The organism is Halomonas sp. 113, assembly GCF_904067645.1.
Classification (GTDB): Bacteria; Pseudomonadota; Gammaproteobacteria; order Pseudomonadales; family Halomonadaceae; genus Vreelandella; species Vreelandella titanicae.
In genome coordinates this window covers 4,322,468-4,342,638 of the sequence record NZ_LR881453.1, presented here as the reverse complement: position 1 = coordinate 4,342,638, position 20,171 = coordinate 4,322,468, and the positions used below count along the sequence as shown (strand labels likewise).

The following is a 20,171-nucleotide window of genomic DNA, read 5'->3' as shown; positions in this document are numbered from 1 at the left end:
AGCCTCCGCTGTTGTTATGGGCACAGCTGTTATCTTTTTACGGCCATCGGCGCATTCAGCTCGGCGCGCTTGGCCAGCAATTCGAAGACACCGGGGTAGGCGGGGCGCTCCAAATAGCGGCCCGCACCGCGCTCGGCACGCAGCTCACCATCCCGCCACACCCATTTGCCCTTGCTAATGGTGTGACGGGCAATGCCGCGCACCGTTTTGCCCTCGAAAATGTTGAAATCGACGTTCTGGTGGTGGGTTTTGGCAGAAATCGTCCGGGTGCCGTTGGGATCCCACACCACGATATCTGCATCGGAACCTACTTGAATCGCCCCTTTGCGCGGGTAGAGGTTGAAAATCTTGGCGGTGTTGGTCGATGTCAGCGCGACAAACTCCTGGGGCGACAGCTTGCCGGTGTTGACGCCTTCATCCCACAACACGGCGAGGCGGTCTTCCACGCCAGCGGTGCCGTTGGGGATTTTAGTAAAGTCATCCTTGCCCGCGGCTTTCTGATCGGCACAGAAACAGCAGTGGTCGGTGGCGGTGGTTTGCAGATTGCCCGACTGCAAGCCGTGCCAGAGCGCTTCCTGGTGGCCCTTGGGCCGGAAGGGCGGGCTCATCACGTGGGCAGCGGCGCGGCCCCAGTCGGTATCCTGGTAGACGCTATCGTCGATGAGCAGGTGCCCGGCTAAGCATTCGCCATAAACCGGATGACCCTGCTGGCGGGCGTAGGCAATTTCATCCACGGCATCTTTGGTGGACACGTGAACCAGATAGATCGGTGCGCCCAGGGTGCTGGCAATGCGAATCGCCCGGCTGGCCGCTTCGCCTTCCACCTGGGGTGGGCGCGAAAGCGGATGGGCTTCCGGCCCGGTCATGCCCTGGGCGAGCAGTTTTTGCTGCATGTGGTAGACCAGCTCACCGTTTTCGGCGTGAACCGTAGGCACCGCGCCTAGCTCCAGACAGCGCGAGAAGCTTTCCACCAGAATGTCATCAGTGGCCATGATCGCGCCCTTGTAGGCCATAAAGTGTTTGAAGCTGTTCACCCCGTGTTCATGAACCAGGGTGCCCATTTCCTCTCGCACGCTATCGTCCCACCAGGTAATCGCCACGTGGAAGGCAAAATCGGTGGCGGCTTTTTCCGCCCAGCCTTGCCAGGTTTCGAAGGCCTCAAGGAGCGACTGACCTGGCTGTGGGATCACGAAGTCGATGATCGAAGTGGTGCCCCCGGCCAAGGCCGCGGCGGTGCCGGTATAGAAATCTTCGCTGGCCACGGTGCCCATGAACGGCAGTTGCATGTGCGTATGGGGATCGATACCGCCGGGCATCACCAGTTGATCGCTGGCATCGACAATTTCACACCCTTCAGGGACATCTAGATCGGTGCCAATCGCATGGACTTTACCGTCGACACACAGTACGTCTGCGCGGTAGGTATCGGCGTGGGTGACCACGGTGCCGCCCTTGATTAATAAGCTCATCGTTCGCTCCTGTTGTTTTTAAATAGAAAACTTAACCAGCAACCTGTTTTTTACCAGCAGAATCATTCACCGTCGGTCAGGCGGGTATAGGTTTCCGGGCGACGGTCGCGGAAGAACTGCCAGTTGTTGCGTACCTCCCGCACCATGTCCAAATCGATCTCGTGCACCAGCAGCTCGTCTTCTGTTTCGCTGGCCTGAGCTTCGATTTTGCCGCGGGGGTTAACGATATAGCTGGAGCCGTAAAAGTCGCCGATGTTCCACGGCGCCTCGGTTCCAACTCGATTGATCGCAGCGATAAAGCAGCCATTGGCGGCGGCAGAGGCAGGTTGCTCTAACTCCCACAGGTATTGGGAAAGACCGGCCACGGTGGCGGAAGGGTTGAAAATCACCTCAGCGCCGTTGAGAGCAAGCGCCCGCCAGCCTTCGGGGAAGTGACGGTCGTAGCAGATATACACGCCGATTTTGCCGTAGGCAGTATCGAACACTGGCCAGTTGGATTTTCCCGGCTTGAAGAAGAATTTTTCCCAAAAACCGGCTACTTGGGGAATATGGGTTTTGTGGTACTTGCCTAAGTAACTGCCGTCAGCGTCGAATACCGCTGCGGTGTTGTAGTAAACACCGGTTTCAGTCTCTTCATACACCGGCACGATGATCACCATGCGGTGCTCGGCGGCGAGCTTCTGCATCATCTGGCAGGTAGGGCCTTCCGGTACCCGCTCGGCGGCGGCGTACCACTTGCCGTCCTGGCTGGGGCAAAAGTAGGGCTGGTTAAACACTTCCTGGAAGCAAAGCACCTGCACGCCCTGGTCAGCCGCTTGCTGAATCATTGGCAGATGTGCCTCGTTCATGGCGTCGCGAATAGCTTCTGGTTCAAGGTCGGTGCTGGTTTTCAGGCCCATCTGAATCAACCCGATTTTCATCTTCTGCATGAGACGCTCCCTCTGATTGTTGATGTGTAGCGTATGTTTGTAGTGTTCTTGAAACTAGTTTTGTAAAGCTGACGAAATAGACAGCTTTTGTTGAAAGTAGCGCTGGGTAGGTGGTTTTAGCAAGTCTTTAAAGGAGATTTGTTAAATCGTCTTTAACTCATTGAGTTTGCTTATTTTTATTGTTCCATTTGGTGATATTCACTTTTTTGGTGAGGTCTTGCACTGTTTTGGATGGTTTTTTTATTCTTTTAAAATCATTGGTTTGGTATATTTCTAGCGAGTGTTTTTGGTTTTTTTCTGTTTGAAATTGGTGCAAATATTTTTTTTGATCTAGCTTTGTTTAGTTGGTTTTTGTTTTAGGTGGGGAAAATATAAAGATAAAAAGCTAACAATAATAATGTTGTCCAGGAAGGCAGCTTTTTAATCAATGAGTTAATTGATCTGCTTTTTCAAGTAGGCATGCTTATTGCTTGTTTTCTAAAAGCTATGGTTTCTAAGAACGATGGTTTTGAAAAACAATGGTTTCTAAAAGCCATGATTTCTAAGCGCCTTTTTGAAAAGCTCCACTGGCCGTGGGAGCTAGGCAGCGCAATAACGCAATGCTGAGGAGATAAAAAATGACCGAAACAACCTCTCAGATGGTGGATCGAGGTGGGCTGGTAGAGCTAGATGTAGGGGACGATGTACGCAGTAGTTCGCGCTTTAATGAGGATATTGCGCCTACCCAGGCCAGCGAGCGCACCTGGAGTAAGTGGAATATTGCGGCACTCTGGGTAGGCATGTCGATCTGCGTGCCCACCTACACCCTAGGCGGGGTATTAACCGCCTACTTCGGGCTGAGCGTGGGGGAGGCGTTGTTTGCCATTTTGTTGGCCAACGTGATCGTGCTGATACCTCTTACCTTAAACGCCTTTCCCGGTACGAAGTTTGGTATTCCTTTTCCGGTGGTTTTACGCTCTTCGTTCGGTATTTTAGGTTCCAACGTACCCTGTCTGGTGCGCGCCCTGGTCGGCTGCGGCTGGTTTGGTATTCAAACCATGTTTGGCGGTTTGGCCATTCATCTGTTGCTCTCCGAGTTGATTCCCGCTTGGGCTGCGATGGGCGGTGTTGGTGAAGTCATCGGCTTTTTTGTCTTTGGTGCGATGAATCTCTATGTGGTGATTCGTGGTGCAGAGTCGATTAAATGGTTGGAAACCTTCGCCGCACCGCTGCTGTTAGCCGTTGGTGTTGGGCTGATGATATGGGCGTGGCCAAATATGTCGATGTCCGAACTACTGGCACAGCCGCCGTCGCGGCCTGAAGGGGCATCGGTATACGGCTACTTCTTCGCGGGCTTAACCGCCATGGTGGGTTTTTGGGCCACGCTGTCGCTGAATATTCCCGATTTCAGTCGCTTTGCCAAAAGCCAAAAAGATCAGATCGTTGGTCAGGTGATTGGGCTGCCGCTAACGATGTTTTTCTTTGCCGCACTCGGTGTCGTGTTAACCGCTGCTTCCGAAACGCTGGTAGGGGAAACCGTTGCCGACCCGGTACGTTTGATTGGCTATATCGACAGCCCCTTCTGGGTGGTACTGGCGATGCTGTTGATCATTATCGCCACGATCTCTACCAATACGGCTTCTAACATCGTGTCGCCTACCAACGATTTTCAGAACATTGCGCCCAAATTGATTAACCAGACGCGCGGCGTGCTGATGACTGGCGCGGTGGGCGTGTTGTTGATGGGCTACGATCTGCTGCAAAAAGCGGGCGTTATTCCGCCAGGGGTTTCTCTGGAGCAGATGTACTCCAACTGGCTGCTGGGTTACTCCAGCCTGCTGGGGCCCATCGCGGGCATCATGGCGGTGGACTACTTCCTGATCAAAAAGCAGCGTTTGGATGTGCCCAGCCTGTATATGGATAACCATGCTTATCCTGCGGTGAACATCGCGGGTTTTATCGCCTTTGGCGTGCCGGTGGCGCTTACGTTGCTATCGCTGTTAACTGGCACCATGAACTGGTTCTACGACTACGGCTGGTTTACCGGCTCGGCGCTGGGGGCAATTGTTTACTATGTGGCAAGCCAAGTGTTGGTGTCATCGCCCCAGGCGGGGCCAGCGCCGATAATGGCCAATGAGGCAACCGAGCAGCGTTAAACATACTGCCGGGTTTAGCTGCTTTTGATTAAGCGTAGAAACGCATCGACCACTCGGTTGGGGCGGCGGTCGTGGCGGGTGATCAGCACAAAGGGGATGCGGTAGTGCTGCGTGTTGGCATGCAACGCTCGCATCTTGCCCGCTGCCACCCACTGTGCAGCTACGTGTTCAGGCAGAAAGCCGATAAATCGCCCGGTAAGAATCAAAAAAGCGGCGCCTTCTCGGTCGGATGCTGAGGCACGAAGGCTTAGCGCATCATGCGCCTGTCGGGCCTCAACCGGTAGCGGATAGCGGGGCGAAATAGCCGAGTGTTGGGCGATATCAGCACCACTGAGCGTGTCGTCGTCCTCCGTAAACAGGGGATGGCCAGCCGCACAGTAAAGATATGATGGCTCATCATAAAGGTGCCGCGCTTCTAAACTGGTGGGCAGGTTCACTGCAGGCACTACGCCGACGTGCAAGTGGCCATCCATCACCCCTCGAATGACCGCGTCAGAAGGCTCCATATGAATATGCAGCGTGACCTCATGCTCCGGCGCGCTGAGCTCAGCCAGTGCATTGGTCACGTGCATGGCGGGTAGTGTCACCAAATTATCGGTAATGCCGATATTCAGCTCGCCTTTAATCGTTTGGTGCAGGGCGTTAACGTCGCTTTTAAACGTTTCAAGCGCGGTCAGTAGCGTCAACCCTGCCTGATAAATCTCTTTACCCTCTTCGGTTAAACTAAACCCGCCACGCCCCCGCTGGCAGAGCGAAAACCCCAGCCTCCCCTCCAAGTCGTTCATGTGTTGGCTAATCGCCGAACGACTAATGCCCAGCGTGGTTTCCGCCGCGGTAAAGCCACCGCACTCAACGACCGTCTTAAAAATACGGATTAGGCGTATCTCGTAGTCGCTCATTTGGCCCAGCGATGCCATAACAATTTCCTGGTAGATTGGCTATCCATGCATAACGTCACGCTTTTCAGGGCATTAACGGTGATAAAAACTGATATACATCCTAAAAGCACCGCGGCACTATCGGATAAAGCCACGTGTCAGCGCGTGTTATGTATCATTTTTAGTTACTTTTTACACTGTATCAGGTGTCCCCCTGGGTTACCTGAATAAGGCTTCTGCGCGATGTCCGCTACCTCCAATGATGTAAATGATGATGTATTGAAAGCCACCAAGACTTATCGCCAACAGCGCCGCCATGTGATTGGGCTATATCTGCTAGCACTGCTTGTCATGATGGTGCTTTTCGGCTGGCTGCTGAGTGAACAGTATCGGCAAGAAATTGAGGCCGCCGAGTCGCGGATTACCGCCCGCGCTAATGTGGTTGCTGAGTGGGCAAAAGGCGTATTTGCACAAAGCGGGCAAGCGCTTTTTGGGCTTGCTGAGATGCTAACCCTGCAAGGCATGCCAGATAGCGATAATGCCCAGGCCCTTCAGCGCTCGCTAGAAAACCTGACCCTGTATGTGCCCATGGTGGACGAAATCGCTGTGTTGAGCGCTGAAGGCCGAGTAATGGCGAGTGGCCGCAGCAGCCGAAGAGCAGGTGCTGATATCAGCGATACGACGTTGTTTAATGCCTTTAAGCAAGCAGGACAAGAAGAACTGATTACCCCGCTTTACTGGTCTATCAGCGACCAACGCTACTATTTGTACCATGGTCGACGATTAGAAACCTCGTCCGGCGAGTTTGCTGGGGTGGTCATCTCTAGCATTGTACCTGAAGTGTTTGCCGACGCTCTGGAGCAGATGAGTGTCTATGACGGCGAGAGCATTGCCCTGGTCGACCCCGGATTAAAATTTATTGCTCGCTACCCGACCCCCGAAAAGCCATTTTCGATTGGCAGTCAAATTGAGAGTCCAGAAACGGCCGAGTGGCTTACCCGTGGTGAGTCCACATGGTCAATCAACATTGACTCACCTATTGATGGCCGAAAACGGCTGTTTCGCATGCTGAGAGTAGGCGAGTATCCGATGCTGGCTGTGGTTGGCGTTGATCTTCACGAATTGCTCTCGGCCTGGCGGCAGCGTGCTTTGATTTTAATGTTGGTGACGGCAGTGATTGCCCTGCTGGGTGCTTGGGGGGCGCGCCACTACCTGAATCGTTTAGCGTTGTCGCATCAACTGCGTCAGCGTATTGAGGAGCGTGAACAGGCTCGTGCCGAGGCCCAAATCGCTGCTGCCGCCTTCCAGACGCACTTAGGCATCCTTATTACCGATCCACAGGGCATCATTCTTAAGGTGAATGAGACCTTTAGCCGCATTACCGGCTATAGCGAAGCGGAGATAGTGGGTAACAATCCGCGCATGTTTAGCTCTGGGCTACAAAACGCCGCCTTTTACCGCCGTTTATGGAAGCGTGTTATCAAAACCGGCAACTGGGAAGGCGAGATATGGAACCAGCGTAAGAATGGTGAACTGTTTCCCGAGTGGCTAACCATTAGCGCTGTCTACAGCGTTGAGGGCACCTTAACTCACTACGTGGCCACCATGAGCGATATCAGCGAGCGTAAAGCCGCTGAGCAAGAGATTCATCAGTTAGCATTTTATGACACCTTAACCGGGTTGGCCAACCGGCGGCTGTTTATGGATCGCATAGGTAATGCCCTTAAAGAGCTTCAGCGCCATCAGCGTTGCGGCGCACTGCTATTTATCGATATCGATAACTTTAAGCAAATCAATGACACTCTGGGGCACTATGCGGGGGATCAAGTATTGCAGAGCGTTGCTCGGCGAATGGGGCAGATGTTGCGCGATACCGATACCTTGGCGCGGCTGGGAAGCGATGAATTTGCGGTATTAATCGAAGGCGTGGATAGCAATTACGCTCAAACCACCCGGCTGGCAGAGCGTATTGCGCACAAGCTGCTGGCAACTCTTAACGAATCAATCACTCTGGCCGAAGAGAGCATCACGGTGACGGGGAGCATTGGTATTGCGATCATGGCCAGCAATGAGTACGGCGTGGATGACTACCTGCAGCAGGTAGATATGGCGCTCTTTCAGGCTAAGAACAACGGCCGCCATGGCGTGTGCTTTTTTGACCCCTCGATGCAGGCTGCGCTACTGGCCCATGTGAAATTAGAAGCGGATCTGCGCCAAGCGCAGGCCAGCCAGCAGTGGCAGCTCTATTATCAGCCCCAAGTGGATCACCATGGCGTGATCACTGGCGTTGAGGCGCTGCTGCGCTGGCATCATCCTGAACGCGGCATTGTTTCACCAGGCGATTTCATTCCGCTGCTGGAAAGCAATGAGCTGATAAACGATGTAGGCGAATGGGTATTGGAAGATGCCTGCTATCAATTAGCGCGTTGGGCGCAGCATCCACAGCTCAGCAAACTGACCATATCGGTGAATATTAGTCCGCTTCAGTTTCGCGATGAGCAGTTTCTGGCTCGTGTAGAGGGGGTGTTTGCGCGCACTCAGGCGCCGCTTCAGCGGCTAAAACTGGAGGTGACCGAGTCACTGTTTGTGGAAGCGCGAGACGACGCCAGAGATAAAATGCTTGCCCTTAAAGCGCGCGGTGTACGCTTCTCTCTGGATGATTTTGGCACCGGCTACTCGTCCCTGGCCTATTTAGCGCAACTGCCGCTGGATCAACTGAAAATTGACCAATCCTTTGTGCAGCAGGTGCTCGAAAGCCAAGCCAACGCAGCGATTGTCGAGAGTACCATTGCCCTGGCAGAGAGCCTCAATCTAGAGGTCATTGCAGAAGGCGTAGAGACCAAAGCGCAGCAGGCGTGGCTACTGGCGCACGACTGTCACGCTTATCAAGGCTATCTGTTTGGGCGGCCGGTTACTGCAGAGGCCATCGAGAGATTGATTACGGGCGCTTAACCCAGCGTCAGTAAGCGGAGTTGGCCTTCGATATCGAGAGCGGGGCTCGTATCGGGAAGAATAACTTCCAGCCGGGAGTCTTGCCGCCACGCGCTGCTTTCAACGCTCAGCGTACCTCCGGCGCGGTTAAAGCGTTTCCAGCCGCTATCGGTATGAAACACGCCTTTAATGCGTGCCTCTCTGGGGAGTTCTCCCAAACAGGTGGCCAAGCTATCCAGGTCGAAGCGCTCGCTTGGGTGCCAACGTAACCCCGTACTGGTGTAGCCCAGCGAAGTGCCGGTTTCACGCTGGGGCTTGCCGGGCGGGGGCGGAAAATCAAAAAAAGACCCGGCTAAGCTGGGTGTTGTCGCCAACTGTTGATGGTTGGCGGGTACGCTGATATCGCTCCCTTCGGCGCGTCCGCTCTGGGTCAACAGTCCTATGGGTAGTTCGCCTTGGGGAGCTTCCTGCACCCATTTACGCGGCGGCCAGCGCTGTGCCACAAACGCATGAGCGGCGCCGAGCTGCTCGGGCGTGCTCTGGTCGAGCATGGTGAGTGCCACGGCATCGGCCATATCGAGCTGGTCGCGGAAGGTGTCGTGCGTTCGGGAGCGGGCGTCATCTAATCGGCGTGGGTCGAGAGTAGCAATAATATCGCGTACCTCGACCACTTCCTGGAAGGCTTCCCCTCGCAGTAGATCCAACAGACCTGCCGGGTGGCCAAGGCCTGAGGGCTCGATGATGACGCGATCAGGCTTGCTGCGTGCGAGTAAATTCACCAGCGCCGCTTGCAGTACAAAGGCGAGCTGGCAGCAAAGGCAGCCGCCGGGAAGGCCCTTCACCACCACATCGTCACGGGCATCAAACATCGCCTGGTCGATGCCGATTTGGCCAAACTCGTTGACCAAAATGGCCCATGTTTCATCCACAGGCTTCTGTTCGATGAGGCTGTGGATAAGCGTTGTTTTACCGCTGCCGAGAAAGCCGGTAATGATATGCACCGGCACTTTTGCCAACCGTTCTGACGCTGCCAACGCCTAGCCCCCTGTCATATTCATAAAGCGTACTACCTGCACATCGCCATCGGTGGTGAAGTGATGGCGCTCGGGCTTAAGCGGCAGGGCGTTGATGATCGCCTCTTTTAGCGCCTGCATATTACCGGGGTGACGGCGTAGCACGGCGCGAAGATCGACCGAGTGTTCGTTGCCTAAGCACAGCAGCAAGCGGCCTTCCACGGTCACACGCACCCGGTTACAGGTATCGCAAAAGTTGTGGCTATGGGGGGAAATAAACCCAACCCGGCTGTCGCTATCGGCCATCTTGAAGTAGCGCGATGGGCCGGGTGTGGTTTCGGTCGTGGGGATCAGCGGATAGCGCGTTTCGATCAAGTCTTGAACGTCATCGCTGGAGTAGAAGGTTTCCGCCCGTGAGTGGTCAGCAACATCGCCCAGCGGCATCTCTTCGATAAAGCTAATATCGAGGTTTTCCTGGCGTGCAAAGGTGACCAGGTCTATTACTTCGTCGTCATTGCGACCTTTTAAGATCACCGCGTTGAGCTTGATGCGTTTAAAGCCCGCTTCCTGGGCGGCATGAATGCCGTCGATCACTTTGGCTAAATCGCCGGTGCGGGTGAGCTGCTTAAAGCGCTCCGCATTTAGCGAGTCCAGACTAATGTTCAGCCGCCGCAGACCGCTTGAGTAAAGCTGCTTGGCGTGCTTGCGTAGGCTGGCACCGTTGGTGGTCATAGTGAAGTCGTTAAGGCCTGGCATGGCGCCGATCTCATCGACCAGTTGCTCAATGCCGCGGCGTACCAGCGGTTCGCCGCCGGTAAGGCGAATTTTCTCGACCCCCAACTCAGTGAAGGCGCGCGCCACCATGGCGATCTCTTCCAGCGTCAGTACCTGGGCGCGGGGCAGAAACGTCATCTCCTCGCTCATGCAGTACACGCAGCGGAAATCGCAGCGATCGGTGACCGAGATGCGCACGTAGCTAATGCGCCGACCAAAGTCGTCGATCAGTTGCTGGTCAGCGTCTGGCTGGACAGATCGCTGCTGATTAGCTTGTGGTTGTGCGGGTCGTTGCTCGGTCATAGCCATCCCGTTAGTGGTTGTATGCTGACTACCTCGCCTGGCTGGGCGCCTGCCTGGTCGTCGGCAAGCTCAATCAAGCAGTTAGCAGCCACCATCGAGGTTAAAATGCCCGAACCCTGGGCGCCGGTACTACGCACGAGTAACCGTCCTTCGCTATCAGTATGGTAAACGCCACGGATAAAGTCAGTGCGCTTCAAGCGACTTTTTATGGCGGTGTCGGCAATCGCAGTAAGGCGATGGGGTGTTGATGTCGGCTGCCCATACAGCCGATCCAGCAGCGGCGAGACAAACTGTAGAAAGGTTACCATGACCGCCACCGGATTGCCGGGCAAGCCAACAAACGGCGTGCGCTTTTCACCCAGCCAGCCGCAAGCCATGGGGCGCCCAGGTCGCAGCGCTACCCGCCAGAAGGCTAGGCGGCCTAACTGTTCCAGAGCCTCACGGGTAAAGTCAGCCTGGCCAACGGAAACACCGCCGCTGGTGATTACCAAATCGCTCTGCTCTGCAGCGTCTTCAAGGGCCGTTTTAATGGCGTTTAAATCGTCTGGGAGAATGCCCAGGTCAATGACATCGGCGCCGTGTTCGGCAAGCAAGCCCATCAGGGTGAAGCGATTGGCATCGTATATACCTGCTTTGGGCAGCGGCTCACCGGGAGCAGCGACTTCATTGCCAGTGGAAAAGATCGCCACCCTTGGGCACTGACATACGGCAACATCTGCGTAACCTAACGACGCTAAAAGCCCTAGGGCCGCCGCATCGAGCCGTGCTCCCGCAGGCAGTGCCGTGTCGCCGAGACCAATATCCTCACCGGCCTGGCGAACATGTTGGCCGTGTTTGAGGAGTTCTGGCGACGCGATGATCACATGCCCAGGCTGCTCATCTAACGGTTCGCGGAGCTGTTCACTCATCACCACGGTATCGGTGCCCGGCGGCAGTGGGGCACCGGTGGTGATGCGTACACAGTGACCGGCAGGTACTAATTCGCGGCGATACTGACCGGCCAACACCTCTCCAGCCAACGGCCAGCGGGTCTGCTTGGCTCCAACACCTTCTCTGGGCAAGGCTAGCGCTACGCCGTCCATGGCCGCATTGGTATTTTGCGGCACGTTAATGGGGGCTTTCACGGTTGTGGCCAATCGGCGACCATGAGCCTGCGCCAGCGGAATCCGTTCGCTGCCCAGCGGGCGTTCAATCAAGGTGGCGAGCGCCTGACGCGCTTCGTCCACGCTGAGCATCTGCTCGCCAAGATCAAAGCAGGAGAGGGTCATTTCACCTCCTTGCTCGAAGAACCCATGAGTATTTTTTCCAGGTGCAGCTTCTCTTCCTCAGTATTAAGGTTAGCAAAGGCATCAGGGCAGTCCGACATATCAACCTTGCACCAAGCATGGCGAGCGTACCAACGATCGATCTTACGCTCGCCCTCGGCCAAGGTGGCGGCCAAATCATCGGCCAGCGAGGTACGCAGTAGTGCAACTACCGGGTGCAGCCGTTCGCCATCAAAAGCCACAGCGATATCATGCTGGCCAATACCTTGTACCATGCGCGCCACTAAATCGTCAGGTAGGGCGGGGGAGTCGCAGGGAACGACCAGTAGCCACGGCGTTTTTGCCGCCTGCAGGCCGCTATAGATCCCCATCAAAGGGCCTTTAAAGCCGCCTTCGGCACCGTCCATTACAACATCCGCTATAACGCGATCGGCAAAAAAGCGGTAGGCGTCAGCATTGCGGTTGGCGTTAATCAGTAGCTCGGCCACCTGACCTTCAAGGCGCTTCACCACATGGCCGACGAGTGGCAGGCCCGCAAAAGGCTCCAGCCCTTTGTCACGACCGCCCATTCGGCGCCCTTCGCCGCCCGCGAGAACCATGCCAGTGAGGTCGTGAGTAGGGATCATGAGCTTGCCTTTTTTGATGAGCGGTATTCTTGCGATGAACGGGCATGGGATGGGCGCGGTGGAATAGCGTCCAGGGCTAAACGGTTTTGGGTGTTGATCGCTTGGAAATGGCGCCCTTTGGCGCGGGCAATTAACATCACGCCGAAGCGTTCGGCCAGTTCGACGCCTTTTTGGGTGACGCCTGAGCGAGAAACCAGCACGCTAATGCCCATTTGTGCCACTTTGAGTACCATTTCGGAAGTCAGTCTCCCGGTGGTGTAGAAAATATCCGCATTGGCGCTGTCGGCCTGTTGTAGCCATTGGCGCCCCGCCAAGGTATCCACCGCGTTATGCCGTCCTACGTCTTCAACAAAGTCGAGTACGTCGGTTTGCTGGCACAGCGCGCAGCCATGAACGGCGCCAGCGCTGCGGTAGGTCTCGTTGTAGGCGTTAAGGTTTTGCAGCAGCTGATAAAGCGTGGATTGTGCCAATTGAGTATCGGGCAGCGCCGTGAGAGCGGTTTGGTCGAGCAGTTTACCAAATACCGTGCCCTGGCCGCAGCCGGTGGTGACCGTACGGGTGCTTAAGCGTATTTCTAAATCCTCGGGCAGATGGCGAGTAATCACTACCGCGGCTTCTACTTCCCAATCGACTTGCACGGCCTCTAAATCAGCCGCGGCGTTCAGCAGCCCCTGATTGCGCAGATAGCCGACCACCAGAGCCTCCGGGTCGTCACCCAAGGTCATCAAAGTGACAATTTCACGCTTGTTGAGGTAGACCGTCAACGCTCTTTCAGCGGCAATCGCCTGCTGGCGTGCATCGCCATACTCGTCAACGATGCTGATCTCGGTAGTGGCCGGTAAGCGGGCTCGGCTTAACTGAAGGGCGTGCATCCGCAATCCTCGCTGCTGATATGAAAGCATCTGAGCCTGATAAAATACCTGAGTAAAAAGGTCAGAGTTGACGATGATGGCGCTGGAGAGGCTTACTTGTCTACCTGTTCGACTGCTATCCGTTCAAAGTCTAGGTGCTTCGCTTAAGTACTGTGCTCAAGTGCTGTGCTTAGATACTTCGCTAAGGGGTTTAACGCGATGTCTGATAATTTACGTTCACTGAGTATCACCCTGGTCGCCGAGGCTAAGCAGGTGAAAAGCTTTACGCTAACCCAGTGGCGTATTGCAGAGCTTACCCTGAGTGATCAGGGCCCCAATGTGCTTAACCTGCAGTTGTCGATGACCGAGCGTGCTGCCTACCGTTTCAACCTGACGTCTGCCACCCCACGGCTATTTGTGCGAGCGGGTTTTACTGGGCAAACACCCAAACCTGATGCGATTACCGCTAGTCAGGACGTGGCAGCCGGTTGGATGGACGGTGAGCAGCAGGTGCTCGAAGCACCAATGCCCATGGCCATTCAGGTCTGGATTGAGAGCTACCTCGCACGCCACGGCGAAGCGCCGATGGAGATGCGCAAGAAAAAACGCAAAGGAGCGGGGCGCGCCAAAGAGACCCCCACCAAGGAGCAGCCGCAATGAGCCGCCTAGAGCGCTGGTCGCGCCTAAAACGCAACGTTCCCCAAGAGCAAGATGCGCCGCCGGTTACAGAGCCCGTTGAGGAACTGGCGGCCAAATCGGATATTTCACCTGATGCCGCGCAGGAAGCGCCAGAGCAGGCATCACCAGAGCAGTCTCCTGCAGAACAATCGCCTTCAGAACCAGCACCTAAGCCCGGCAGCTTAGACCACACCTTGCCCGACCCTGAAACGCTGGAAGCGGGCAGCGACTTCAGCGCCTTTATGGTGCCAGGAGTAAGCGGAGCCCTGCGGCGGCGTGCTTTGAAACGCCTGTGGGCCACCGGCAACTACAACGTTCGCGACGGCCTGGATGACTATGATGCCGACTACAATCAGCTGTTAAAGCCCATGGACTCCGAGCTCGCCAGCAAACTGCGCCGCTGGACGCATAAAGTGGAAGAGGCGGTTGATAAGTCGCTAGACGAGCCCGAGTCCCCAAAAGAGTTGGCAGAGAACGAGCAAACAAGTGAGAAACCGGTCGCGCTAGAGGACGACTCCTCAACACCTCGCGATGATGGTGTCAAAACTGTAGAAAACACCTTACTAGACGACCAGTCTGATTATTTATCTGATACTAAGACGAAAACATGAGATTAGTGATAAAATTATAAAAATCAAATTATTGGGTGTGTTAACAGTCGCCAGCGTTGGCAGCGTTGACGGTAATTAATTTGGCAAAATACGTATTTCGCCATAGGCTGAACTTAGCTTCTATGCATTGTTATGCCACAATAGTTAGATGGTATAACTCAAAATTATAATAAGAATTATTCACTGACCGTGAGAGCGCATGAATCAACGAATCCAACTGGCGTCGCTAGACGACCAGCGCAATGCCGAGGCTCGGGAGACGGTACGCCAGCGTATCTCGTGGCCCGCTAACCTAACGCCTGCCAATGTGACCTATCACAGCCGTGGTCATGCGCTGCTGCTCGGCAGTGAGCGCGATACCCGACAAGCCGCGCGTATTCTGCAAGGGCGTGGTTTGGCTTCATTGACGCTGGTTTTCACCGCGCCCAACGCCGCAAATGTTGACGACGGGGTAAACGATAGCGACTTGCTTGCTGCCACCGAGATCCTCACCACCCAGGCGCTAACTAATGCCCAGGCTGAAAAGCTGCACATTAGCGGCCATTTGGGCATGTTCAAAGCGGTAATTGGTGGTGATGAGCCGCTTGATCTAGCCCGTGCGTTGATCGAGCGAGAGGCGTTCGACCTCATCCTGGATTTAAATACCACTCCTCGCCTACCCGTTGAGTTACCTCCGCCAGGTTATGTGGTGATGCAGTGGCAAAACGTTGAGCAACGCAGTGATACCCTTGACGATTTTGTAGGGCTAGTGGGCGAATTCGACAAGCCGCGCTACTTCCAGGTCAACAGCGACTTATGTGCCCACTCTACCAGCGGCAACATTGGCTGTACCCGCTGTTTGGATGTTTGCCCCGCGGATGCCATCTCCAGCATTCAGGGGCGGATTGAATCTCACATCGAGATTGATCCCTTTCTCTGCCAAGGCGTGGGCAGTTGCACCAGTGCCTGTCCCACTGGCGCTATCGAATTTCGCCTACCGGAAACGCGCCGCCAGCAGGATACGCTCTCTGCTTGGCTGGGCGCCTACCGCGAAGCGGGTGGTCAAGCGCCGGTGCTGCGTTTTATTACCCATGATTCCCAAGATGCTGAGCGCGCAGCGGGCGTAGTGCCCGCAGGTCATGTCATCGATGCACCGCTTGAGGAGCTGGGAGCAGCGGGGCACGACCAGTGGCTAACCGCTCTGGCCGCCGGTGCCGCCGAAGTGCGTATCCAACTGCACCCCAATATGCCCGCCCGCTTAAGTGCCTTTTTGACCGATCAGCTCACTCAAGCGCATGCCCTATTGGACGCCCTAGGCCATGACCGTGCTCGCATAAAGCTGATCGAGATAGCCGATGATGCAGGCAGGGATGCGCTACCGGCACTCACGCCGTTGACAGAGTCACCGCTAAGCCTGCCTGAGCCAGAAAAGCGTGCGCGTTTGAACCGCGTGCTGGCCCGGCTGGCCGAACTGGGTAACCCCAGCAGCGAGCGGGTTGCCGTGCCGACAGGCGCTGCCTACGGCGCCATTCAAGTCGATAGCGATGCCTGCACGCTCTGCCACGCCTGTGTCAGCAACTGCCCGACTCCGGCATTAAAGTCAGGCGGCAACACGCCCGCGCTGAGCTTCCTTGAAGCGGACTGTGTGCAGTGTGGTTTGTGTGAGCAGGCTTGCCCGGAAAATGCGATTACTTTGATGCCCGGCTTCCTGGCATCCGATGCCCGCGAAACGCGCCACATCTGTCACGAAGAAGCGGCCTTTGAGTGCATCAACTGCGGTAAGCCGTTTGCCACTGTCAGCACGGTCGCTACTATTAAACAGAAATTGGCTAACCACCCCTACTTCGCCGGCGAGGCGATGATCCGCCTGGAAATGTGCGAAGACTGCCGGGTAAAAGATGTCTGGAAAACCATGATTCGCGACCCTGACGCGCAACTGAAGGTATAAGCCGATGACGGATGCACTGCCTACGCTCAAAGAAGCGGATGCGCTACGCGCCGATATCTACCGGCTGTTAGCCACGCTACTGCGCCAAGCGCCAGATCCAGAACTGCTCGACTGGTTGGCTGAGCTAACTATCGAGCAAGATGGTAGCCGCCTGGCAGAGTGCTGGCAGTCGTTGGCGGTAGCGGCCAACGGTGCGGATGCTGAGAGACTGCAGCGAGCTCACTTTCGCCACTTGGTCGGTGTGATTCAAGGTGAGGTGGTGCCCTACGCTTCCTGGTACCGCAATGGCGAATTGATGGAGGCGGCGCTGGTGGCGCTGCGCCAAGACCTAAAAGTGCTTGGCTTTGAACGCAGTGAGCATACCCGTGATCCGGAAGATCATCTGGCTGCTCTGTGTGAAGTGATGGCGATGCTGATTGACGCTGAAAGTTCTGAACAAAGCTATTTCTTTAGCCAACATTTAGCCCCCTGGGCGGCCAGCTGTTTTGCCGACTTGGGGCAGGTAGACACCGCTTTCTATGCAGCGCTGGGGCAGTTGGGTAGCGCTTTTATGGAGAGCGAACAGGCTCGCTTGAGGGTTGATGCGGGCCATACGCCAGTGCGTATTCTTGAGCCTTAACGCAGGCTTCATAAAAGAAACAGCAAAAAAAGACCCGCACAAAAAAGCATGCAAGAGGAGAAACCCATGCAACCGTCACACAACGCTGAGCGCCGCCGGTTTATGAAAACCGTTGGGTTGGGAACCGCCGCTGCTGGCGCCGCGGCAGCAGTCGGTCATGTCACTCTGGCACAGGCTGACACTGCCCCGGTAAAAAACGAAAAACCAACGGTTAACTACCGTGAGACCGATCACGTCCGTGCTTATTACGCCTCGCTGCGTGACTGACGGCGGAATGCCAGGAGATTTGCCATGCGCTTAACTCGCAAAACAGACACCCCCAAGGCCTCAGGGCTGGGTATTTCCCGTCGCCAGTTCCTCAAACGCAGCGGTGCAGCCACTGGTGGAATGGCCGCCGTTGGCTTTATGAGTGCGCCCATGATGCAGCGCTCAGAAGCAGCCGACAAAACCCCCGTGCTGGACTCGCCGGTCGAGACCAAACGCACCATCTGCTCCCACTGTTCGGTAGGTTGTGGCGTTTACGCCGAAGTTCAAGAGGGCATTTGGACTAAGCAAGAACCCGCTTTTGATCACCCTATCAATCGGGGTGCGCACTGCGCGAAAGGCGCTTCACTACGCCAGCACGGCCACTCCACGCGGCGCCTCAAGTACCCGATGAAGTTGGTCGCGGGTGAGTGGGAGCGTATGAGCTGGGATGACGCCATTAACGAGATTGGTGACAAACTGCTTGAGCTGCGCGAAGAGCACGGCCCGGATAGCGTTTACTGGCTGGGCTCGGCGAAGTTCAGCAACGAGCAGGCGTATTTAATGCGCAAGCTTGCCTCGCTGTGGGGCACCAACAATACCGATCACCAGGCGCGTATCTGCCACTCCACCACTGTGGCGGGCGTGGCGAATACCTGGGGTTATGGAGCGATGACCAACTCGCTCAACGATATGCATAACAGCAGGGCGATTCTGTTCATTGGCTCCAACCCCAGTGAAGCGCACCCGGTGGCGATGCAGCATATCCTGATCGCCAAAGAGCGCAACAATTGCGACATCATCGTCGCCGACCCGCGCTTTACCCGTACTGCCGCCAAGGCCAACAAATATGTGCGTCTACGTCCCGGTTCGGACGTCGCCTATATTTGGGGCTTGTTATGGCACATTTTTGAAAATGGCTGGGAAGACAACGAGTACATCAATCAGCGTGTTTACGGTATGGATGAAGTACGCGCTGAAGTCGCCAACTTCCCGCCCAGCGTTGTAGAAGAAGTCACCGGTGTCCCCGAAGCCGAAATGTACGATGTCGCTAAACGCCTCTCCGACAACCGGCCTGGCTGTGTGGTCTGGTGTATGGGCGGCACCCAGCACACCACCGGCAACAACAATACCCGCGCTTACTGCATTCTTGAGTTGGCGCTGGGGAATATCGGTGTGGCGGGCGGCGGCGCTAACATCCTGCGTGGCCATGATAACGTACAGGGGGCGACCGACCTGGGCCTTGGCTGCGATTCATTGCCTGGTTACTACGGTTTGGCGGAAGGTGCCTGGCAGCACTGGGCGCAGGTGTGGGATCTCGACTACGAGTGGCTTAAAGGCCGCTATGACGATACCGAGTATGCCGATGGTAAGCCCATGTACACTGCCGGTATTACCGTATCGCGCTGGGTCGATGGCGTGCTCGAAGAGGACGAGAATATCTCCCAGCGTACCGCGCTGAAAGCAATGTTCTACTGGGGCCACGCGGTTAACTCCCAGACTCGCGGCGTCGAGATGCAAAAAGCGATGCAGAAGCTTGAGATGATGGTCATCGTTGACCCTTATCCTACCGTTGCTTCGGTTATGCATGACCGCAGCGACGGCGTGTATCTGCTGCCAGCGGCCACCCAGTTCGAAACCACAGGCAGTGTCACCGCGACTAACCGCTCGATTCAGTGGCGTGACCGCGTGATTGAGCCGCTGTTTGAGTCCAAGCCCGACCACGAAATCATGTACCTGTTTGCTCGTAAGCTGGGCTTCGGTAATGAGTTGGTCAAGAACTACCAGATGAACGGCGACGAGCCGCTCATCGATGACATTCTGCGCGAAATCAACAGCGGTATGTGGACGGTCGGTTACACCGGGCAAAGCCCCGAACGCCTCAAAGAGCACCAGAAAAACTGGCACACGTTCAGCTTCGAGAATCTGCGCGCAGAGGGCGGCCCGGCGGACGGTGATTACTACGGCTTGCCGTGGCCCTGCTGGGGCACGCCAGAGTTCGGCCACCCAGGCTCGCCTAACCTTTACGACACCAGCGTGCCGGTGATGGAAGGTGGCATGGGCTTCCGTGCCCGTTTTGGTATCGAGCGTGACGGCGTCAACCTTCTGGCGGAAGGTTCAGCGCCGGTAGGTGGCGATATCGACGACGGCTATCCAGAGTTCAACGACCAACTGCTCAAAGACCTAGGCTGGTGGGACGACCTGACCGCCGAAGAGAAACAGGCGGCGGAAGGCAAAAACTGGAAAACCGACCTCTCTGGCGGTATCCAGCGTGTCACCATTGAGCATGGCTGCGCGCCTTACGGCAACGCCAAGGCACGCGCTGTGGTCTGGACTTTCCCCGACCAAGTGCCGAAGCACCGTGAGCCGCTCTACACCACGCGTCGCGATTTGGTTGAACGCTTCCCTACTTGGGACGACTTCGACTCCATCATGCGCCTGCCGACCATGTACAAAACCATTCAGGATCGCGACAACACTGGCGAGTATCCAATGATTCTCACCTCTGGGCGCCTGGTTGAGTATGAAGGTGGCGGTGAAGAGACGCGCTCCATGTCGTGGCTTGCCGAGCTGCAGCAGGAGATGTTTGTCGAAATTAACCCGGCGGACGCCAACGACCTCAGCATCAAAGATGGTGACGATGTTTGGGTAGAAGGGGCAGAAGGGGGCCGTGTGAAGGTCAAAGCCCTGGTCACGCCTCGCGTCGATCGTAACGTAGCGTTTATGCCGTTCCACTTTGGCGGCATGTTCCAGGGCGAAAGCCTGCGTGACCGTTACCCGGATGGGTCTGATCCGTACATCATTGGTGAGGCGGCCAATACCGCCACCACCTACGGCTATGACCCGGTGACACTGATGCAAGAGACCAAGTGCACCATCTGCCGCATTGAGCGGGCTTAAGCTTCGACCGACCTGACA

Annotated in this window: 16 protein-coding genes; 8 read left to right on the top strand and 8 right to left on the bottom strand. The window is 55.9% G+C overall.

Annotated features, from left to right (window positions below):
- Positions 1 to 29: 29 nt before the first annotated feature.
- Together hydA and YERSI8AC_RS20375 are read right to left on the bottom strand one after the other, a co-directional pair.
- Positions 30 to 1,469 (bottom strand): dihydropyrimidinase, encoded by a 1,440-nt coding sequence (gene hydA, locus YERSI8AC_RS20380; RefSeq protein WP_159177408.1) that lies wholly within the window; start codon positions 1,467 to 1,469, stop codon positions 30 to 32.
- Between the two features lie 62 nt (positions 1,470 to 1,531).
- On the bottom strand, positions 1,532 to 2,398 hold the full coding sequence (locus YERSI8AC_RS20375; protein WP_138799335.1) for a nitrilase-related carbon-nitrogen hydrolase: 867 nt from the start codon (positions 2,396 to 2,398) through the stop codon (positions 1,532 to 1,534).
- A gap of 617 nt (positions 2,399 to 3,015) precedes the next feature.
- On the opposite strand from YERSI8AC_RS20375, the gene YERSI8AC_RS20370 reads away from it, so the two are divergent.
- Complete coding sequence (locus YERSI8AC_RS20370; protein ID WP_159177407.1) at positions 3,016 to 4,533, top strand: NCS1 family nucleobase:cation symporter-1; 1,518 nt, start codon at positions 3,016 to 3,018, stop codon at positions 4,531 to 4,533.
- A gap of 14 nt (positions 4,534 to 4,547) precedes the next feature.
- Here YERSI8AC_RS20370 and YERSI8AC_RS20365 read toward each other — a convergent pair whose 3' ends face one another.
- Positions 4,548 to 5,450 carry a LysR family transcriptional regulator gene (locus YERSI8AC_RS20365; protein WP_022521820.1) on the bottom strand — a complete coding sequence of 301 codons (903 nt, stop codon included), beginning with the start codon at positions 5,448 to 5,450 and terminating at the stop codon, positions 4,548 to 4,550.
- Positions 5,451 to 5,654: 204 nt separating this feature from the next.
- On the opposite strand from YERSI8AC_RS20365, the gene YERSI8AC_RS20360 reads away from it, so the two are divergent.
- On the top strand, positions 5,655 to 8,363 hold the full coding sequence (locus YERSI8AC_RS20360) for a bifunctional diguanylate cyclase/phosphodiesterase (protein ID WP_159177406.1): 2,709 nt from the start codon (positions 5,655 to 5,657) through the stop codon (positions 8,361 to 8,363).
- Here the strand turns inward: YERSI8AC_RS20360 and YERSI8AC_RS20355 are convergent.
- From YERSI8AC_RS20355 to YERSI8AC_RS20335, 5 genes are read right to left on the bottom strand one after another with little or no spacing between them, the layout of a single operon-like run.
- Positions 8,360 to 9,376 carry a CobW family GTP-binding protein gene (locus tag YERSI8AC_RS20355; RefSeq protein WP_022521822.1) on the bottom strand — a complete coding sequence of 339 codons (1,017 nt, stop codon included), beginning with the start codon at positions 9,374 to 9,376 and terminating at the stop codon, positions 8,360 to 8,362. The genes YERSI8AC_RS20360 and YERSI8AC_RS20355 overlap by 4 nt on opposite strands.
- A gap of 3 nt (positions 9,377 to 9,379) precedes the next feature.
- Positions 9,380 to 10,432, bottom strand: a complete 1,053-nt coding sequence (gene moaA / locus YERSI8AC_RS20350) for a GTP 3',8-cyclase MoaA (RefSeq protein WP_236557363.1) — start codon at positions 10,430 to 10,432, stop codon at positions 9,380 to 9,382.
- Positions 10,429 to 11,700, bottom strand: coding sequence for a molybdopterin molybdotransferase MoeA (gene moeA / locus YERSI8AC_RS20345; protein WP_022521824.1), 1,272 nt, complete (start codon positions 11,698 to 11,700; stop codon positions 10,429 to 10,431). The genes moaA and moeA overlap by 4 nt, the downstream gene beginning before the upstream one ends.
- Positions 11,697 to 12,323 (bottom strand): molybdenum cofactor guanylyltransferase MobA, encoded by a 627-nt coding sequence (mobA, locus tag YERSI8AC_RS20340; RefSeq protein WP_022521825.1) that lies wholly within the window; start codon positions 12,321 to 12,323, stop codon positions 11,697 to 11,699. Before mobA ends, moeA begins: the two co-directional genes overlap by 4 nt.
- Complete coding sequence (locus YERSI8AC_RS20335; protein WP_022521826.1) at positions 12,320 to 13,195, bottom strand: formate dehydrogenase accessory sulfurtransferase FdhD; 876 nt, start codon at positions 13,193 to 13,195, stop codon at positions 12,320 to 12,322. The genes mobA and YERSI8AC_RS20335 overlap by 4 nt, the downstream gene beginning before the upstream one ends.
- A gap of 198 nt (positions 13,196 to 13,393) precedes the next feature.
- Here YERSI8AC_RS20335 and YERSI8AC_RS20330 point away from each other — a divergent pair, with 198 nt between their 5' ends.
- The 6 genes from YERSI8AC_RS20330 (at position 13,394) to YERSI8AC_RS20305 (ending at position 20,153) form a co-directional block, all read left to right on the top strand.
- Positions 13,394 to 13,834 carry a DUF3305 domain-containing protein gene (locus YERSI8AC_RS20330; RefSeq protein WP_022521827.1) on the top strand — a complete coding sequence of 147 codons (441 nt, stop codon included), beginning with the start codon at positions 13,394 to 13,396 and terminating at the stop codon, positions 13,832 to 13,834.
- Positions 13,831 to 14,463 carry a DUF3306 domain-containing protein gene (locus YERSI8AC_RS20325; protein ID WP_022521828.1) on the top strand — a complete coding sequence of 211 codons (633 nt, stop codon included), beginning with the start codon at positions 13,831 to 13,833 and terminating at the stop codon, positions 14,461 to 14,463. Before YERSI8AC_RS20330 ends, YERSI8AC_RS20325 begins: the two co-directional genes overlap by 4 nt.
- Positions 14,464 to 14,662: 199 nt before the next feature.
- On the top strand, positions 14,663 to 16,390 hold the full coding sequence (locus YERSI8AC_RS20320; protein WP_159177405.1) for a 4Fe-4S dicluster domain-containing protein: 1,728 nt from the start codon (positions 14,663 to 14,665) through the stop codon (positions 16,388 to 16,390).
- Positions 16,391 to 16,394: 4 nt separating this feature from the next.
- Entirely contained in the window at positions 16,395 to 17,009 is a 615-nt protein-coding gene (locus YERSI8AC_RS20315; RefSeq protein WP_159177404.1) for a TorD/DmsD family molecular chaperone, read from the top strand.
- Positions 17,010 to 17,075: 66 nt separating this feature from the next.
- Entirely contained in the window at positions 17,076 to 17,276 is a 201-nt protein-coding gene (locus YERSI8AC_RS20310) for a twin-arginine translocation signal domain-containing protein (protein ID WP_022521831.1), read from the top strand.
- Positions 17,277 to 17,300: 24 nt separating this feature from the next.
- A complete protein-coding gene (locus YERSI8AC_RS20305) occupies positions 17,301 to 20,153 on the top strand; it encodes a molybdopterin-dependent oxidoreductase (protein ID WP_159177403.1) in 2,853 nt (950 codons plus the stop codon).
- The last annotated feature ends 18 nt before the right edge of the window (positions 20,154 to 20,171 follow it).

Bases quoted from the DNA above. Each gene is read 5' to 3' on its own strand.
- hydA (WP_159177408.1), bottom strand. From the start codon at position 1,469: ATGAGCTTATTAATCAAGGGCGGCACCGTGGTCACCCACGCCGATACC.
- YERSI8AC_RS20375 (WP_138799335.1), bottom strand. From the start codon at position 2,398: ATGCAGAAGATGAAAATCGGGTTGATTCAGATGGGCCTGAAAACCAGC.
- YERSI8AC_RS20370 (WP_159177407.1), top strand. From the start codon at position 3,016: ATGACCGAAACAACCTCTCAGATGGTGGATCGAGGTGGGCTGGTAGAG.
- YERSI8AC_RS20365 (WP_022521820.1), bottom strand. From the start codon at position 5,450: ATGGCATCGCTGGGCCAAATGAGCGACTACGAGATACGCCTAATCCGT.
- YERSI8AC_RS20360 (WP_159177406.1), top strand. From the start codon at position 5,655: ATGTCCGCTACCTCCAATGATGTAAATGATGATGTATTGAAAGCCACC.
- moaA (WP_236557363.1), bottom strand. From the start codon at position 10,432: ATGACCGAGCAACGACCCGCACAACCACAAGCTAATCAGCAGCGATCT.
- moeA (WP_022521824.1), bottom strand. From the start codon at position 11,700: ATGACCCTCTCCTGCTTTGATCTTGGCGAGCAGATGCTCAGCGTGGAC.
- mobA (WP_022521825.1), bottom strand. From the start codon at position 12,323: ATGATCCCTACTCACGACCTCACTGGCATGGTTCTCGCGGGCGGCGAA.
- YERSI8AC_RS20335 (WP_022521826.1), bottom strand. From the start codon at position 13,195: ATGCACGCCCTTCAGTTAAGCCGAGCCCGCTTACCGGCCACTACCGAG.
- YERSI8AC_RS20330 (WP_022521827.1), top strand. From the start codon at position 13,394: ATGTCTGATAATTTACGTTCACTGAGTATCACCCTGGTCGCCGAGGCT.
- YERSI8AC_RS20325 (WP_022521828.1), top strand. From the start codon at position 13,831: ATGAGCCGCCTAGAGCGCTGGTCGCGCCTAAAACGCAACGTTCCCCAA.
- YERSI8AC_RS20320 (WP_159177405.1), top strand. From the start codon at position 14,663: ATGAATCAACGAATCCAACTGGCGTCGCTAGACGACCAGCGCAATGCC.
- YERSI8AC_RS20315 (WP_159177404.1), top strand. From the start codon at position 16,395: ATGACGGATGCACTGCCTACGCTCAAAGAAGCGGATGCGCTACGCGCC.
- YERSI8AC_RS20310 (WP_022521831.1), top strand. From the start codon at position 17,076: ATGCAACCGTCACACAACGCTGAGCGCCGCCGGTTTATGAAAACCGTT.
- YERSI8AC_RS20305 (WP_159177403.1), top strand. From the start codon at position 17,301: ATGCGCTTAACTCGCAAAACAGACACCCCCAAGGCCTCAGGGCTGGGT.